This is a genomic window from Archangium minus (assembly GCF_044360475.1).
GTDB classification, from domain to species: Bacteria; Myxococcota; Myxococcia; order Myxococcales; family Myxococcaceae; genus Archangium; species Archangium minus.
Map to the genome: position 1 here is coordinate 2,106,461 of NZ_CP043494.1, position 15,832 is coordinate 2,122,292.

Below are 15,832 nucleotides of genomic sequence, written 5' to 3' on the forward strand. Positions count from 1 at the left end.
GTCAGGCTTCTTGCCGCCGGGGAAGTTGCCGTTGATGTCCGGGCGGGGCGAGAACTTGGGCCCGCCGTCGGGCTTGATGTCGGGCTTCTGGCCCGGGAAGTTGCCGTTGATGTCCGGGCGGGGCGAGAACTTGGGCCCGCCGTCGGGCTTGATGTCGGGCTTCTTGCCACCAGGGAAGTTGCCGTTGATGTCCGGCGGGGCGAGGGCTTGGGCCCGCCGTCGGGCTTGATGTCGGGCTTCTTGCCGCCGGGGAAGTTGCCGTTGATGTCCGGGCGGGGCGAGGGCTTGGGCCCGCCGTCGGGCTTGATGTCGGGCTTCTTGGGACCCTTGAGGTCGGGGAGGTCGATCTTGGGGAGCTTGAAGCCTTTGCCGATACGCATGGACATATCTCCTGGGAGGACGAAATGGGCTGCCGCGAGAGGGGAAGGGAGCAACGCCTTGACGTGAAGGCGTTAGTGCAGCGCCCGTGCCAGGGCGGAGGAATCCGGAGACGAACGGGATTACGAGGGTTTACGCGGAGGCGGACCCGCGCGAAGGCCCGAATGGTGACTGCCGACACCGGCGCCCCCTGGAGAGGGCTGTCACCACTGGTGTCTGCTGTCACCAGGCGCCTTGGGACACCGGGTCCTTTGTCAACCTCTCAGAACACGAGTTCTTCGACACCCGCTCACCGGCTGATCCTCTCGGCCCTCTGCCGGGTTCATGTCACCGTGCCGTGTATCCTTCCCGCCCCTGTTGGGCTCAGGGACTCACCTCCATCGAGGTTTCATTCATGCGCATCTTCGGAACGATTGCTGTTGGAATGGCCACGCTGCTGGGTTCAGCGGCTCATGCGGAGCTGCCCGTCTTCAAGACGGCGCAGGCGTCGTGGCAGGGCTGCGACTACACGATCAAGGTGTTGCAGGATGTCGATGTCGATCTGCGGCCCCTCTACAGGGTCTCCGTTCAGAGTGCGGTCGTTTCGTCCGATACGTGCTCGCTGGTGCCCACGGCCGTCGAACTGGGGACCTCGAGGGTCGAGCCGACGATTGCGATCGCGGCCAATGCCCAGGGACTCGTGGCCGCCTATTCCGGAGGCGAGTACGTTCGGCTCGGGATTGGAAAATGGGCCGTCACCCATGTTCATCGTTTGAACCCGAGCACGCTGCAGACCATGAAGCTGGCGGAGCTGGCGGCGGGTTGGACGTCGGCCCCTGGAACCGCCGGAGGGCCGGGGACGGCGGAGGTGGATCAGATCACCCTCTACCCTTCCCACGTTGAAGTGACGGGCACGCGGAACGGGAACCTGTTCGGCGTGTATCCCAGCTACTCACCCTATCGGTTCGGAGAGGGCACTCACTTCGCCGCCTTCTACACGGGCTTCTTCGGGCCGAACCAGCAGCAGCCCATCCTGTTCATCTACTGAGCCTGGGCCGCTGGGGTTGGCGCGGCCCCGTCCGCATCACGGCAGGTAGCGCCCGGGGGCGAGGATGCCGTGGGGATCCAACGCGGCCTTGAGCGTCCTCAACACCCTCGGAGAGTCATCCTCCGGCGTGAAGGGGAGCACGGGCGACTGGATGCCCAACCGCGCCGGGTAGTAGCCCGCTTCACCCAGGGCCTGCTGCAGCGCATGGTGGCAGGCCAGTGCGCGGGCGTCCTCTCCCTCCACCTCCCGGTCATAGATGATTGCCACCACCAGGTAGGCACAGCGCGCCGAGACGCCCAGCACGCACAGGTTGGGCTCGAAGCCGAACCGGAGCGGCAGGGGCTCGGCGATCGCCAGCGCCGTCTCCAGATGGGTGCCCGTCATCGGCACGGCGCACGACAGCCAGATGAAGCCGCACCCGTCGCGCTCCGGCTCCGGGACCTCGGGCGGGGGTGAGCGCTTGCGCCAGTACATCATCCGCAGGTTGCGCGCCGATGGCACCTGTCGGAGCGCCCCCGGCCCCAGCTCCTCCTCCCGCGTAAAGGAGAGGGCGGGCACGGCCTCCTTCAGCACATGCTCCGCCCGCTCTTGCGCCGCCTGGGCCTGCGCCTCGCTCGGGGCCTCGAGCACGAAGTTCAGGTGCCAGGGCGAGACGTTCAGCTTGGCGCGCAGCTTCGCGCGGTGGGACTCCGGCAGCGGCGTGAGCCCCCGGGTCTCCCCCCACGGGTACTGGCCGAGCACGGACATCACCTTGTAGTCATTCCACAGCGAGAAGGCCTCGCGCAGGGTGCCCTCCATCCGCAGCAGCCGCAGCCGCTCCACCACCGGGCCCAGCTGGGAGGGATCCTCCAGCACGCCCGACACCAGCCGGAGGCAGGCCGCTCGCGGCGCCAGCCAGAAGGTCATCCGCGTCACCACCCCCAGGTTCGACTGGCTGAAGAGCCCATCCAGGCCGGGACCCGCGCCCCAGCGCAGCACGGACGCCGCTTGAGCATGGGGGTAGCGCCCGGGCCCGGTGCGAAGGCACTCGCCCGTGGGCAGCACCACCTCCAGGCCACAGACATATTGGAAGATGTCCCCGTGGGGCCCCGTCCCGTCCCCCCGCTCGAGCGCGTTGCCGATCAGGCTCGACTGGGGTGGCCCTCCGATGGTGGCCAACTGTAGCCGCGAGCCCCGCTCCTCCAGGAAGGCATGCGCCTGCTCGAACGAGACGCCCGGCTCCACCGTGAGGTACGCCAGCTCCTCGTCGAACTCGAGCACGCGATTCATCCGGCCCAGGTCCAGCAGCACGCCGCTGCGCGCCGGCACGCGTGAGCCATAGCCCTGGTTGCGCCCGGCGCTCACCGGGGTGACGGGGATGCGCAACTCGTGGGCAATGCGCAGGCAGGCGCGCACCTCCTCGGTGCTTCCGGGACGCAGCACCGCACCGATCTCCTGGGTGGTGGCGAACGTCGCCGTACGCGCCCGGGCGAGCGTCGCCTCGTCGGCGAGCACATGGTCCTCGCCCAGCTCCCGACGCCACGCCTCGAGTGCCTCCCGCAGCCGCTCCATGCCTGCTCCTTCTCTCGCGGCGCTGGATCGCAACCGCCTCTCCCCGCGGAGTCTACTGGTGGTGACAGCTGTCACCACTTCGAACGGCAGTCACCAGGTGGAGGAGGGGAGGGCCCGGGCTTCGAGCGCGGGTCACCCGAGGGAAATCGGGTGTTTCGCCTCCCGGGAGGGGTTGGCACGAGACCTGCTCAGGGTCGTGTCCGTTCTTTCTCTTCGAGGCCCCCATGACCGCCCCCATCTCCGGTAACCGTCCCATGATGCTCCCCTTGAGCCCGACGTCTTCGGACTCCGTCGGCCAGAGCGCCCTCCGGCCCCAGCCTTTCGAGCAGGCAGCGCCTGTCGAGGCGAAGAAGCAGCTGGCGCTGGCGCTCCCGCAGGACACCACGGCGTTCGAGGCTCCTCGCCAGGCGTCCTTGGGCCGCGCCATGCCCGCCCTGCTCGGAAGCGTCGCGGACAACCCCCTCCAGAAGACCCTGGGGAAGCAGGCCCTCATCGACACGAACCTCGAGGTGGCCACCAAAGCCCTGGCCGACGCCCAGGCCGGCTTCCAGCTCGCGGCGAGCCTCATGTCGCAGCAGTTCGCCGGACTCAGGACCGAGGCCACGAGCGCCCTCTCGGGAATGACTGCCCAGATGCCCATGAACATCGCCAACAGGGTCGCCGGCGCCATCAACGGCGGCATGGACATGCGCCAGGTCGATGTCCTCCAGGGAATGGCTTATACCCAGGGCCCCATGGCCCCGGGCAACCTCGAGGCGGGCGCGTACAGCGCCGACCAGCTGGGGCAGTACGGTGATGTCGGCGGCTATGGTGGCGCCGACGGCTATGGTGGCGCCGGCAGCTACGGTGACTACGGCGGCTACGGTGAGGCCGTCGACCCGATGGCTCAGTACGCCGGCGTGGCCGAGCTGGCCGGCGGAGTAGCCGGTGGCGTGGCCGACCTGGCCGGCGGAGTGGCCGACCTGGGCGATGTGTTCAGGAAGCCGTCCAAGCCTTCGGCCCCGGAGTCCAAGCCCACCACGAAGCCCTCCGCGGAGAAGCCCTCCGCCACGGAGTCCAAGCCCACCCCGAAGCCCTCCGCGGAGAAGCCCTCCGCCACGGAGTCCAAGCCCACCCCGAAGCCCTCCACCCCGGACGTCAAGCCCTCCTCCATCGCGGACAAGGGCGGTGACCTGGCCAAGGGCCTGCTCAAGACGGGAGGCAAGGCCATCGGCAGGTTCATCCCGGGCGCCAACCTCGGCATCGCGGGCTACGACATCGCCGAGACCGTCAAGACCTTCAAGGACCCCAACGCGAGCGTCGGCGACAAGGTCACTTCGGGCATCGTCGCAGGCGGCTCGGTGCTCGCCGCGACCAACATCCCCATCGTCTCCCAGATCGGTGGACTCATCTCGACGGGCGCCCCGATCGTCCATGAAGTGGTCAAGAACTTCGGCGGCGCCATCAAGGATGGCGCCAAGAAGGTCGGCGAGGGCGTCAAGAAGGCCGCCGAGAAGGTGGGCGAGGGCATCAAGGACACCGCCGAGAAGGTGGGCGAGGGCATCAAGGACACCGCCAAGAAGGTGGGTGAGGGCATCAAGGACACCGCCAAGAAGGTGGGCGAGGGCATCAAGGACTTCTTCAAGGGCTGGTAGTTCCACCTCCGCGTTCCCGAGGGTTACCCCATGAGCTCCATCGTGATTCCGCAGCTGGCCGCGTCGCACTCGCAGGACAATTCGTCGGTGTGGATGTCCCTTCCCCGTGTGGAGGCGCCCTCGCTCGAGGATCTCTCCGTCACCATCTCCCCCCCGGAGGCGTTCACCCCGGAGCAGGTCCAGGATCGCTTCCTGGAGCTGGCGCGCCCCCTGGCCACCGAGCGCTTCCGCTATCCCAGCGAGAAGCTGGCGTGGGGAGACGAGGTCCTGCTCGACATCGTGGGTTTCAGCCGCGGCAAGCTCATCCCCTTCAGCGTGCGCGCGGGTGAGTGGATTCGCCTGGCACCCGAGCCCCTGCTGCCCGGGCTCTACGAGTCGCTCGTGGGTCGCTCGCCCCGGGAGAACCTCACCGTGGACCTCACCCTGCCCGGCGACTACCCCGTCGAGTCCCTGCGGGGGGCGCCCGCGCGCTTCACCCTGCAGATCAAGGGGGCGCGTGAGGTGACCTACCCCGAGCTGAGCAGCCCTGCCTTCCTCCGGGCCTTCGGTTATGGCGCCACGCTCGCGGAGGCCACGCGTGCCGTCCTCCGTCAGATGGAGGCGGAGGCCTCGCAGCTGCTGCTGTGCCAGGTCCAGCGGCAGGTGCTGGCCAAGGTGGCCGAGCGCACCCGAGTGAAGGTCCCCGCCTCGCTCATCGACGAGGAGATCCGCCGCCGTTGGAGCACCAGCGAGGGCCGCACCCTGAGCGAGCTGGGCTTCGACGAGGCTCGCCGGGAGGAGTCGCTGCGCGGGTGGCTGCAGGACGCGCCGACGCGAGCCGAGGTGGAGCTGCGGCTGCGCATCGCCCTGGCCCTGGGCGCCATCTGCAAGCGGGACGGGGTGACCCCGAGCCGCGAGAAGGTGGAGAAGATCCTCCTGGACGAGGCCAACGCCTCCGGTCTGCCGCTGGAAGAGGTGGTCGCCGCCCTGGGCGCCGAGCCCGAGAACCTGGCTCGTATCGATCAGGTGGCCTGGCACCTCACGGCGGTGGACCACGTCATGAGCCGGGCCAAGGTCCACATGGCGAAGGCCTGACAAGCTCCGGGCCTGTTGCGAAAGGGCCTCCTCGACGAGCCGCGACGCGGCCGACGAGGAGGCCTGGCCGTTTGTGCTCCGAAGGGCGTTCGCACTCAGGCCCGTGCGCCTCGAGTGATGACTGGGCTCATCGGGTGGTGACAACAGTCACCAGTCGACGGTGGCGGGAAGAATGGTGGGGGCGGCTGCAAGTGGCTGAAATCAGGGGAGGGGCCGGGGGGCCGCGGGTTCGGAAGGGGTGGCACGCCTGATGCTCTGTAGGCGGACAACCCAGGTCTCCAAGGAGCCCAACCATGAAAGTCCGTAACCCGTTCCGCTCCAACCCGCTGCCTCAGCTGAGGACGCCGACCCGTAACACGCCCGACGCGCCCCGGAGCTTGCCCAACTCGCCCACCCAGCCCCGGACGCCGCCGCCGAGGGTGTTCCAGGACAGTCAGCATCCGCAGCTGTCCCAGCACATCGGCCAGAAGGCGCAGGAGCAGAAGATCCTCGACCAGTGGAACTTCAATGCCCAGGGTCGCAATCAGGGCCTCGTCCACCTGGTGGATTACTCGTACGCGCGTCCCCCCAAGATCAATACGACGCCGCCCAAGCAGAAGCTCACGCCCGAGCAGATGAACATCCTGCAGCAGGGCGACAAGAATGGGTGGAACGAGCAGCAGTGGAAGGCGAAGCTCGGAGACAAGACCTTCAATGACCTGAACAAGCAGGGCTATTTCTCCAATTTCGCGGGCGCCAACGGGGTGCCCGTGGGCGCCAATGCCCAGAAGTGGCAGCAGCTGACCGGACAGCATCAGGCGCTCTCGGGACAGCTCGGCCAGGCCCAGGCGCAGCTCGCCGCGGAGCGCAAGGCCTACACCGCACAGCTGAAGCAGGAGGGCGTGACGGGCAAGGAGATGGGCGCGCGGCTGAAGCAGTGGGAGGCCACGAACCCGACGAAGCTGCAGGCTGACAGTTTGAAGTCGCAGCTGGACGGTGTCCAGGGACAGATGGCCGCTCAGCAGCGCTACACCCTGGCCTCCGACGTGAGCAAGCAAGGGCGGTTGGCACAGATTGAACAGTCCGCGGGTCTGCCCCCGGGTTCCCTCAAGGGTAACGAAATCATTGGTGGCACCAACGCGGTCCAGAACCACCTGTCTGGCCACCCGCTGAACCCCAACGCGATCTCCCCCAACAAGCCGCTGGAGATGTACGTCAAGCAGCCGAATGGGAATTGGTCGCTGCAGACCGTTCAGCCCCAGGATCTGGCGCAGACCTACAGTGGAAAGCAGACGGTGGACGGCCTCACGGTCGCGAAGTGGGGCTTGTCTCCCGAGGAGCTGCGGCTGTCGACCGTGATGGGCGGCGGCAAGACCGAGTAGCGCCCGCCTCCCCCCTTGGAGCGGAAGAACAACGGCCCTGACTGGCGGAGGTCTCGTGGCCTCCGCTGTCAGGGCCGGCTTTCTCGAGCCCAAAACTTCGCCGATTCTGTCGAAGCCGGCGCTCTACGGGGGTCCCGCCGTGTGAGCTACGAACGTGGGGCCGCCACGCAAGGCGGCTGGGACCCACGTTCAAGGAAGGGCGGGAAAGAGATGAGTGACATCGTAGTCAATATAACGAGGAGACTGCTGGCCGATGCAGGCATCTCTGCCGGCATGCGTGTGCTCGACGTCGGCTGTGGCCGCGGAGACGTGACGTTGATGCTCGCGGAGTTGGTCGGTGAGCGCGGGCAGGTCGTCGGAGTGGATCGCGATGTCCGCCCGCTCGCGGCAGCAAGAGAGCGAGTACGCGCGCTGGGCCTCGCCCACATCACCTTCGCGGAGGGTGATATGAGTGCACTCTCGTCCGAGTACGAGCTGTTCGACGCCGCTGTTGGGAGGCGCGTGCTCATGTATCAGCCTGAGCCTGTCAACGCCGTCGCTCAGCTGGCTCGGGCGGTGCGTCCTGGCGGGCTGGTTGTCTTTCAGGAGCACGACTCCACCCGGGTGCCAGTGCCGGGAGGCCAGGCACCGCTGCCGCTTCACGAGCGTGTTCATGGATGGATGTGGCAAACGGTCAAGCGCGAAGGCGCTGACGTCCATATGGGCTTCCATCTCTCATCTGTACTCGCGCGGGCGGGCCTTGCAGTCGAACAGGTGCGAGTCGAGGCGATCGTCCAGACTCCCACCCAGAGCTTCGGTATTGCAGCGATTGTTCGCGCGATGCTTCCCCGCATCATCGAGCAAGGTGTCGCCACGGAAGCCGAGATCGACATCGACACGCTCGAACGTCGCCTCCTCGAGGAGCAGCAGAAAGCGGGCGTGGCCAGTATCTGGGAGCTGGTCTTTGGGGCCTGGGCCAGAAAGCCCGCATAGCTTCTGGAACGTCCAGACAGGGCGCGGCTTTGTGGAACGGAGCCGGCGTTTCGGCCGGCTCCGAAGGCCCGGCTTACAGCGACTCGAGGAACGCGAGCACCGCGGCCCGATCGTCCTTGCTCAGCGCCTCGAACTGGTTGCGGCTGTTCTCCGCCTCGCCGCCGTGCCAGGCGATGGCCTCCATCAGTGTGCGAGCACGCCCATCATGCAGGTAGCGCACGTTCTGCGCACCGCCCTGGACGTACTTGAGCGAACCCATTCCCCAGAGCGGCGGGGTGCGCCACATACGTGGTCCGGCCTGCCCCTCGGTCAGCGTATCGGCCAGCCAGGGCCCCATGTCGTGGAGCAGCAGGTCGGTGTACGGACGAATGGTCTGGTTGCGCAGCTCGGCGAGCGGATGGTTCGCGCCAGTCTTCATCTGGGCGGTGTGGCAGGCCACACACTGAACCTGGGCGAACAACGCACTGCCGCGGTTGATCTGCGTGGGGTTCACGTCATGCTCGGGCGAGACGCGCATGCCGTCGGGGTAGCCGCTGCGCAGGCTGCGCTGGGCCGGTACGCCGAGCAGCGAGATGTAGGAGGCGAGCCGCTCGAGCTCCGTCTCGGAGATGGCTGTTTCAGCCGTCGTGGCGTTGCAGTTGGCCACGCCCCGCTGGCAGTCGAGCGACTTATAGACAGGCGAGGTAACCCCCAGGTCCTTGAGGAGCGCGATGCCCGCCTGATGGCGCAGGGTCGCCTTGCTCGCCTTCCAGCCAAACCGGCCGAGGTGCCGGCTTCCGGTCTCCGGGTTGAGGGTCCAGTTCGGCACACCCCGCACGCCGTCACCGTTGGCATCATTCGGGTCGGCCAGACTCAGGATCGTCGACTCGTCCACGGCCTCGAGCAGACCCAGGCCGATGACCTGGGGCGCCTGCCGGACGGAGTATTGCGCCGGCACGGGCCCCTTGAAGGCATAGACGGGCGTCTGCAATTCGACCGTCTCGCCATCCGGCAGGGTGTGCATGGTCTTCGTATACGATTGCACGGAGACCGAGTAGTCCGGCGCGCCCACGGCCTTGGCCTGCTGCTGCACATTCAAGCCGTAGGTGGGATCCGGGGTCACTCCCGAGGTGGAGCTGGCCGCGGCGGTTTCGATGGTCATCGTATCCAGCCGGCTGCCCAGGGTGGGAACAGCGCTGCGCCCATTGAGCGTGTGGCACGCGATGCACCGGATGTTGTTGAAACGAGGCCCCAGCTGACCGGCGTGCTTCGTGAAGACGGGGTTGATGTCCGGGCTCTCGGAGTGCTTCCCGTCGACGAACGAGGTGTGGAACAGCCGTCGGCCTTCAACGAAGCGCTTGGTATTCTCGATGCCGATGTTGTTGGCCATCTGCTGGAACACCCGATGCGGCTCCTCGGAGTAGTTGTAGGAGACGCTGGCCTCGCCACCCAGCAGCGTGCTGTCGGGCAGGGGGACGGAGTCGAGGATGGGGGCAACGCCGTACCACGCGCGCATGCCCACGCCCACCTGGTACAGCTGCTCGAAGGAGTAGTAACGGCTGCCACCGCCATCGATCAGGGCCTTGTTGTCGGGCGTATGCGGGAGGAACGGCGCGGGGGCCAGTTCGATGACATCGCCCACCTTGAACGGGGTGCCGGGCTGAGGGGCGCGCCAGTTGTCGGTGATCACGACCATGCAGTCTTCGCGGGCCGAGGTCGCGTGACAGATGTTCTTGCCTCCCTCCTTGGGATTCTGGAAGCCGACGTTCATCTTCCAGCCGTAATCCCGGATGTTGGGATCGTCGCGCCGGAACGCGCTGAGGCCCGTGTTGATGAAGGTCCCGTCGTTCACGCGCAGGGAGATTTCAATGCGCGAACGCCCGGCGGGGACCTGGTCACGAATCAAGAGGCCGAAGGTGCGGTTCTGGAAGTACCAGGTAGGGAAGGTGAAGTAGTTGCCCGGCCCGATATCCGGCTCGAACCAAGGCTCGCCTCGCTCGCGGGCATGCCGGTTGGTCGGACGGAAGCCAGCGAGGGTGACCAGTGTTCCGTCAGCCTCTCTGTACTGAATCTGTTCGAGCACCTGCGTGCCGGCGGCATGGAGCGGCACATAGTCCGTCGCACCGAGTCCGGGGGCGTCCAGGGGGACGGGGGCGGGCTCCGAGATGGGCGCGGCTCCGGAGGGTGTCGCGGGCGCGGGGTCGGCTTGCGACGGGGTATCGCTGGTCTTCGAATCAGCGCCGCCGCTGCATGCGGTGAGTGACAGAATGGCGGCAAACAACGCGGGCAGCACGGTAACCGGGTGGGTCTGCATGAGAGCACGCTCTCTCCCGGTGGATGGGGGGCGGGTCTTCACTGCCTTCTCCTTGATGGAATGCGTGGGGGGACGCATGTCTATTTACCGACCGACGCGCGAGAGAAACAAGCAATTCTCGTGACCAGGCCATTGCTCTGTCACTTGAGCAATCTTCTACATCTCTCAAACGATGGGAGGATGATGATCTTGTGTTTCTGATTGCAGACGAGCCTGTACGCGCACGTGAGTCTTCCAAACGGAAGAAGGCCGGTTCCCCGAGACTGGGGAGCCGGCCTTCTGACCCGCTGCGCGGACAGCTTAGTAGCAGTCCAGTCTGTACTGGCGGTAGGTCGACGTCTTGCCCCAGCTCGCCCACAAGCCACACGAGCAACCCCGGGCACCTATCTCCGTCGTGTAGCTCGCGTCGCTGTAGTAGACGATCAGGGAGTCCGAGCTGCCGGAACAATCGGGGAACGCTGCCTCCTGCGTGGACAGCTGGACTCCCTCCTCCTCCTGCTCCATGGGCGCGCCACAGCCCACCGCCATCAGCGCCGTCGCCAACAGACCTCCGATAATGCTCGCTCGCATGCGTCCTCCGTTACGGTTGATTCCCTAGAGTGTAACAAATCGAAGTTTTCTTGGGAATAACTGAAATTAGAGAATCTATCGGCGCTGTCCGGTGCGGCAGGCGAACGTTGCACGCCCAAGCATCACGGTGGCGGGCGTAGCGAGGTGCTCTCGCCCGGAGCCTGTTCACAGGCATGCTCTCGTCCGTCGACTCAGAAGCGCTCGCGGACGAGTGCTTCGCTCTTCGCCCAGAGCGCCGCGGCCCGCTCCAGATCGAGCGCATAGGGACGGACCCCTTCACTGCTGGGATCGAGCGGGTCGAGGGTCACCCTCGTGGTGACATGGCAGTTTTCGCAGTAGCGGCCTCCCACCTCGTCCGCCTCGGCCACCACTCCAGCCCAGACCGAGGTCGCCGCGCCTTGAGGAATCGTCTTGAGTGCGAATGGTTGTTTGCCTTGAGCAGCGAGGTCCGCATTGGTTCGCTCGACGAAGGTCGATAGGGAGTCGTCGGGGAGGTGACGCCCGAGTTCGGTCTTGATGGCGCCCGGATGCACGGCGGTGGCGCGCACCCCGCGCTCGCGGAGGCGCCGATCGAGCTCCACCGCGAACAGGATGTTCGCCGTCTTGGAACGCCCGTAGGCGACGAACGGTTCGTAATGCGTGCGCTCGAAATGAGGATCGTCGAGGTCGACGTCCGCGTAGCGATGCCCCGAGGACGATAGCGACACCACCCTTGAGCCCGCCCGCAGCAAGGACGCGATCCGGTTGACGAGCACGAAATGCCCGAGATGGTTCGTGCCGAATTGCAACTCGAACCCATCCTCGGTGAGGCCGAACGGACATGCCATCACACCGGCGTTGGCGATGACGACGTCGAACGGCTTCCCCTGCCTCAGCAAGTTGTCGGCGCAGCGGCGCACGCTCGCCAGCGAAGCGAGGTCCAACTCCACCAATTCAAGCCGTCCGGAGCCAGCACTTGCCGCTTGCACCCCGCGGGTCGCTGCTTCCGCTTTCTCGAGGTTACGCGCGGCGCCCACGACGTGGGCGCCGTGGGCTACAAGCGCGCGCGCCGTCTCGATTCCGAGGCCGGCTGACACGCCCGTGACCAAGATGCGTTTGCCGCTGAGATCACGACCCTCGAGCACTTCGTCTGTGGTCGACGTCGCCCCAAACACCTGGGTCATCGTTGTCTCCTAGAGAGGAACGCTTGCATCGCCCGTGATTCGGAGGAGCTATCTGCTTGTTGAGACCCACCCCACACCGACGCGGAGAAGCGCGGCACACGCATCCCTCACGTTGGCCTTCATGGGTGTGGGGGTCCCACGCCGCACGTGTTCTTCCGCTGGCTCAGGACGCCTTGTACTCCGTCGCGACATCCAGGACCCACGTAATGCCGAAGCGATCCTTGAGCATACCGTACAGCGGGGTCCATCCCGACGGCGCCAGGGGTTGCGCGATGGTCGCGCCAGCGGAGAGCTTCTCCCAGAGCGCGGAGATCTCGGCGGCTGAGTCGCCGCGGACCGAGACGAAGAACGGGTTCTTGCCTTGCTCCCAGGGCATCCGGGAGGGCACGTCGTAAGCCATCACGCGGAAGCCGTTCTTGGCGGCGACCTGGCCCCACATCACCTGATCGGCCTCCGACGGAGCCTGGACGTTGTGGGCGTCCTTGTAGGTGACGATGGTGAGGTCTCCGCCGAACACAGACTGGTAGAACTCCAGCGCCGCTCGGGCATCGCCACGGAAATTGAGGTGGTTGGTAACGCTGACGGTCATGACTTTCTCCTATGCAGGTTCAGGGTTTTGAGCGTTTCCGCACGCTCGGGCGACCTTTTGAGTCTGGTGGGACATCGGAGGGCTGATTTCGGAGGGCCGGCAGGACGACTCCGTCAACCATCGACACGAGGAAGGCCAGGTCCATCGGTTTGCGCTGGACCAAGGTGCGGTAGGCGGCCATCGACGGGATGAGCTGCGACAGAGTGCCGATGTCGGCGGACGCCGAGATCTCACCGCGCGCGACAGCTCGCTGCATCAGCGCGAAATGCGCTTCGGCCCACGGTTGGACTACCGCGCTGTTTGCTGCCTCGGCGAGTGCCTGCTCTTGCGAGAGCAGCGAGGCGAGCCCCGTCATGATCTTGAGCTTGCGTTCGCTTTCTTCGAGCGACTGCGGCTTGAACAAGCCAAGCAGGTCTCCGCGGAGCGTTCCCGTGTCGGGGAGATTCTCGAGATCGACCTGCTTGCGTTTCATGTGCGAGACAGCGTCGATGACCAGCTCGGTCTTCGACGTCCAACGGCGGTAGATGGTCGCCTTCCCGGCTCCGGCCCGCGCGGCCACTAAGTCCATCGTCAATCCTGCTGCGCCCACCTCGGCAAGGACCTCGAGCGTGGCGTCGAGGATCTTGGCATCGCGCGAGTGGTCTCGCTTGCGTCCTGGCTGTGCAGGCTCGACCTCGACGGACTCGTCATCGTTCTGAGTCATGCAGTCACCTCATCCTTGGTTCATATCGATACTCCTCAGTTTCGAAACCGTCAAGTTCCGAAACTGGCCGGTGCCGTTTTTCGCCGAGGTGTCCTCAAACCCAAGGATTCAAGAGAGCCGAAGAGGGTGCAGCGCTCCGTCGGACTCATCTGCCGGGGAATGAAGTTGTCCGGATTTTACTGTTAATTCATTTATTTCTAGTTATGTCTGAGCTGCTTCAACCCCCACCCCGCATCGCAACTGAGTTGCAGAGGAAGTGAGATGATTCGGTTCCACTCCGCCGCTCCGCGCCTGGGCCTGCTCCTGGCGCTGGGCCTCATCGCAGGCTGCGTCGAGAGTACGCCTGCTGCCCGCGAGACAAAGTCCACCCCTCAAGGCCTCGCGAGTGAGGTCAGTATCTTCGGCGCGAGCGTCTCGCCCTCCACGCTCGAGGATTCGGATCTGGCCTCCGTCGAGCTGGGCGTGAAGTTTCGCTCCAGCGTTCCCGGCACCGTCACGGGCATCCGCTTCTACAAGGGGAGCTCGGCCAACGGTGGCACGCATGTCGGGAGCCTCTGGAGCCGCACCGGACAGCGGCTCGCCTCGGCGACGTTTACCAACGAGACCGCGACCGGATGGCAGACGGTGCGCTTTGCCTCTCCCGTGAGCATCGCGGCCCATACCACCTACGTCGCCTCCTACCTCTCACCGCTCGGCCGCTACTCCGCGACGGTTGGCTATTTCGCTGGGCAGGGCACGTCGAACGGCCCGCTCACCGCGCTGGCGTCCGGGGTGGATGGTTACAACGGCGTCTATGTTTACGGGAGCGGCGGCTTCCCCACCCAGAGCTACCAGGACGCCAACTACTTCGTGGACGTGCTCTTCATCCCCGCGCCCGACACGAGTGCTCCCTCGGCCCCCAGCTCGCTCGTCGCCACGGCCTCTGCTCCGGGGAGCATCCAGCTCACCTGGGGGGCGGCTACGGACAATGTGGGGGTGACGGCCTATCTCATCTACCGCGACGGGAATGAGGTCGCCTCGGTTTCTGGCACGACGCGCGGCTACAAGGACCAGGGCCTCGCGGCCTCCACGCGCTACAGCTATACGGTGAAGGCTCAGGACTTCGCTGGCAATACCGGCGCTGCCTCCAACACGGCCTCGGCGACCACGTCCGCGCAACAGCCGCCCGGTGGCCTGAACCTGCCTCGCGTTCCCTGGGAGGGAGGGCCTTCCTTCTACGCACGCTTCCCCGCCATGGCGGGCACGCCTTGGGTGTCGGAGGACTTCTTCCCCATTGGGTACTGGGGGGCGTACACGGATGAAGAGCGGCGCATCGTCACCGACAGGGCGCACGGGATCAATACCTTCCTGGAGATCTATAATGTCAATGACTCATCCGCGGGGTGGATGCGACAGCACGGCATCTGGAACCTCGCCGGCTCGGGCCTGGGCGGTGAAGCCGTGGGGGCGACCTTCTACGATGAGACGGACATGTGGGCGGGACCCGGGTGGGATCCGTGGACTGGCGCAGTGGCCACCTATGACGTGTGCATCCCGGACGACCCACGCCGCTGTGGCTTCACCATCTACAACGCGCTGTACCAGGAGCTGAACAACCCGAGCGCCTTCATCTATGCGAACGTGGGCAAGGGCGCGCTGATGTGGTGGTCGGACGAGGAGCGCGAGATTGGCATCAATGGCGCGGACGGGCCGGACCCGAGGGCGAAGTGGCGGTTCGGCATGGTCACTGGCGACATCTACTTCTACACGGATGGCAACATCGCCGGCGAGGCGCCCATCTGGTTCGGTATTCCCGCGAACGAGGTCCGCCGGGCCGCGAACTATGGCGAAATCCTCATGACCAACCTGCGGACTACGTCGGGCGCCGGCAACAATGGCGATCCGCGCATCCCGCTGGGCGTCATCGTGGAGCTCGGCGGACAGGCCCAGGGCAGTGTCATCAATGCCAACCAGGTGGAGGGCGCGGTGTGGTCAACACTCATTCACGAGGCGCGCGTGCTCGGGTACTTCTCGCACGTCTTCTCCGACTCCACTGAGAATCCGTCGTCCACGGACGTCCTCAATGACTCGCGAGCGGCGTACCAGGCGACGCGCGACCGCGTGAAGAAGATCAACGCCGAGGTGACCGCACTGGCGCGCGTCCTCAATACACAGTCCTATGTGTGGCAGTTCAATCCGAACCTGAGCACGATGCTCAAGTACCGGGATGGCGCAGCCTATGTCTTCGCCATGCAGAAGCGGCAGTTCACCAGCGGGACCTACACGTTCACCCTCCCGGCAGAGCTCCCCGCGAGCGGCACCATCGAAGTGCTGGGGGAGAACCGCTCCATTTCCTACTCCGGCGGCAAGTTCACCGACTCCTTCGCGGCCGAGTACACGCACCACAACTACCGCATCCCAGACTGAACGGGCGACGTGTGGCTCCCCGCGACGAAGCGGTCTCCGTCGCGGGGGGCTCCTCGTCGCGTCACGTGCTCGTCACGTTCGACGCTGACGCGTCCCGCCCCGCTCCCGCGG

12 protein-coding genes are annotated in these 15,832 nt (G+C 66.0%); 6 read left to right on the forward strand and 6 right to left on the reverse strand.

Annotated features, from left to right (window positions below; translation table 11 throughout):
- Nucleotides 1-772 precede the first annotated feature (772 nt).
- The gene (locus tag F0U60_RS08630; protein WP_395816452.1) at nucleotides 773-1,405 is read left to right on the forward strand and encodes a hypothetical protein; all 633 of its coding nucleotides are present in this window, start codon (nucleotides 773-775) and stop codon (nucleotides 1,403-1,405) included.
- A gap of 36 nt (nucleotides 1,406-1,441) precedes the next feature.
- On the opposite strand, the gene F0U60_RS08635 is transcribed toward F0U60_RS08630, so the two are convergent.
- The gene (locus F0U60_RS08635) at nucleotides 1,442-2,956 is read right to left on the reverse strand and encodes an FAD-binding oxidoreductase (RefSeq protein ID WP_395816455.1); all 1,515 of its coding nucleotides are present in this window, start codon (nucleotides 2,954-2,956) and stop codon (nucleotides 1,442-1,444) included.
- 224 nt (nucleotides 2,957-3,180) lie between these two features.
- Between F0U60_RS08635 and F0U60_RS08640 the strand changes: the two genes are divergently transcribed.
- The 4 genes from F0U60_RS08640 (at nucleotide 3,181) to F0U60_RS08655 (ending at nucleotide 7,997) form a co-directional block, all read left to right on the forward strand.
- On the forward strand, nucleotides 3,181-4,590 hold the full coding sequence (locus F0U60_RS08640) for a hypothetical protein (RefSeq protein WP_395816458.1): 1,410 nt from the start codon (nucleotides 3,181-3,183) through the stop codon (nucleotides 4,588-4,590).
- A gap of 30 nt (nucleotides 4,591-4,620) precedes the next feature.
- On the forward strand, nucleotides 4,621-5,664 hold the full coding sequence (locus tag F0U60_RS08645; protein ID WP_395816461.1) for a peptidylprolyl isomerase: 1,044 nt from the start codon (nucleotides 4,621-4,623) through the stop codon (nucleotides 5,662-5,664).
- A 293-nt stretch (nucleotides 5,665-5,957) separates the two neighbouring features.
- The gene (locus tag F0U60_RS08650; protein WP_395816465.1) at nucleotides 5,958-7,025 is read left to right on the forward strand and encodes a hypothetical protein; all 1,068 of its coding nucleotides are present in this window, start codon (nucleotides 5,958-5,960) and stop codon (nucleotides 7,023-7,025) included.
- A 210-nt stretch (nucleotides 7,026-7,235) separates the two neighbouring features.
- Nucleotides 7,236-7,997 (forward strand): methyltransferase domain-containing protein, encoded by a 762-nt coding sequence (locus F0U60_RS08655; protein ID WP_395816468.1) that lies wholly within the window; start codon nucleotides 7,236-7,238, stop codon nucleotides 7,995-7,997.
- A 73-nt stretch (nucleotides 7,998-8,070) separates the two neighbouring features.
- On the opposite strand, the gene F0U60_RS08660 is transcribed toward F0U60_RS08655, so the two are convergent.
- The 5 genes from F0U60_RS08660 to F0U60_RS08680 form a co-directional block, all read right to left on the reverse strand.
- Nucleotides 8,071-10,290, reverse strand: a complete 2,220-nt coding sequence (locus F0U60_RS08660) for a di-heme oxidoredictase family protein (protein WP_395816471.1) — start codon at nucleotides 10,288-10,290, stop codon at nucleotides 8,071-8,073.
- A gap of 300 nt (nucleotides 10,291-10,590) precedes the next feature.
- Entirely contained in the window at nucleotides 10,591-10,860 is a 270-nt protein-coding gene (locus F0U60_RS08665; protein ID WP_395816474.1) for a hypothetical protein, read from the reverse strand.
- Between the two features lie 191 nt (nucleotides 10,861-11,051).
- Nucleotides 11,052-12,023: an SDR family NAD(P)-dependent oxidoreductase gene (locus F0U60_RS08670; RefSeq protein ID WP_395816477.1), complete on the reverse strand. Its 972-nt coding sequence runs from the start codon at nucleotides 12,021-12,023 to the stop codon at nucleotides 11,052-11,054.
- A gap of 163 nt (nucleotides 12,024-12,186) precedes the next feature.
- On the reverse strand, nucleotides 12,187-12,612 hold the full coding sequence (locus F0U60_RS08675; protein WP_203405777.1) for a VOC family protein: 426 nt from the start codon (nucleotides 12,610-12,612) through the stop codon (nucleotides 12,187-12,189).
- A gap of 19 nt (nucleotides 12,613-12,631) precedes the next feature.
- Nucleotides 12,632-13,315, reverse strand: coding sequence for a TetR/AcrR family transcriptional regulator (locus F0U60_RS08680; RefSeq protein WP_395816481.1), 684 nt, complete (start codon nucleotides 13,313-13,315; stop codon nucleotides 12,632-12,634).
- Between the two features lie 261 nt (nucleotides 13,316-13,576).
- Between F0U60_RS08680 and F0U60_RS08685 the strand changes: the two genes are divergently transcribed.
- A complete protein-coding gene (locus F0U60_RS08685) occupies nucleotides 13,577-15,721 on the forward strand; it encodes a DUF4082 domain-containing protein (RefSeq protein WP_395816484.1) in 2,145 nt (714 codons plus the stop codon).
- Nucleotides 15,722-15,832 lie beyond the last annotated feature (111 nt).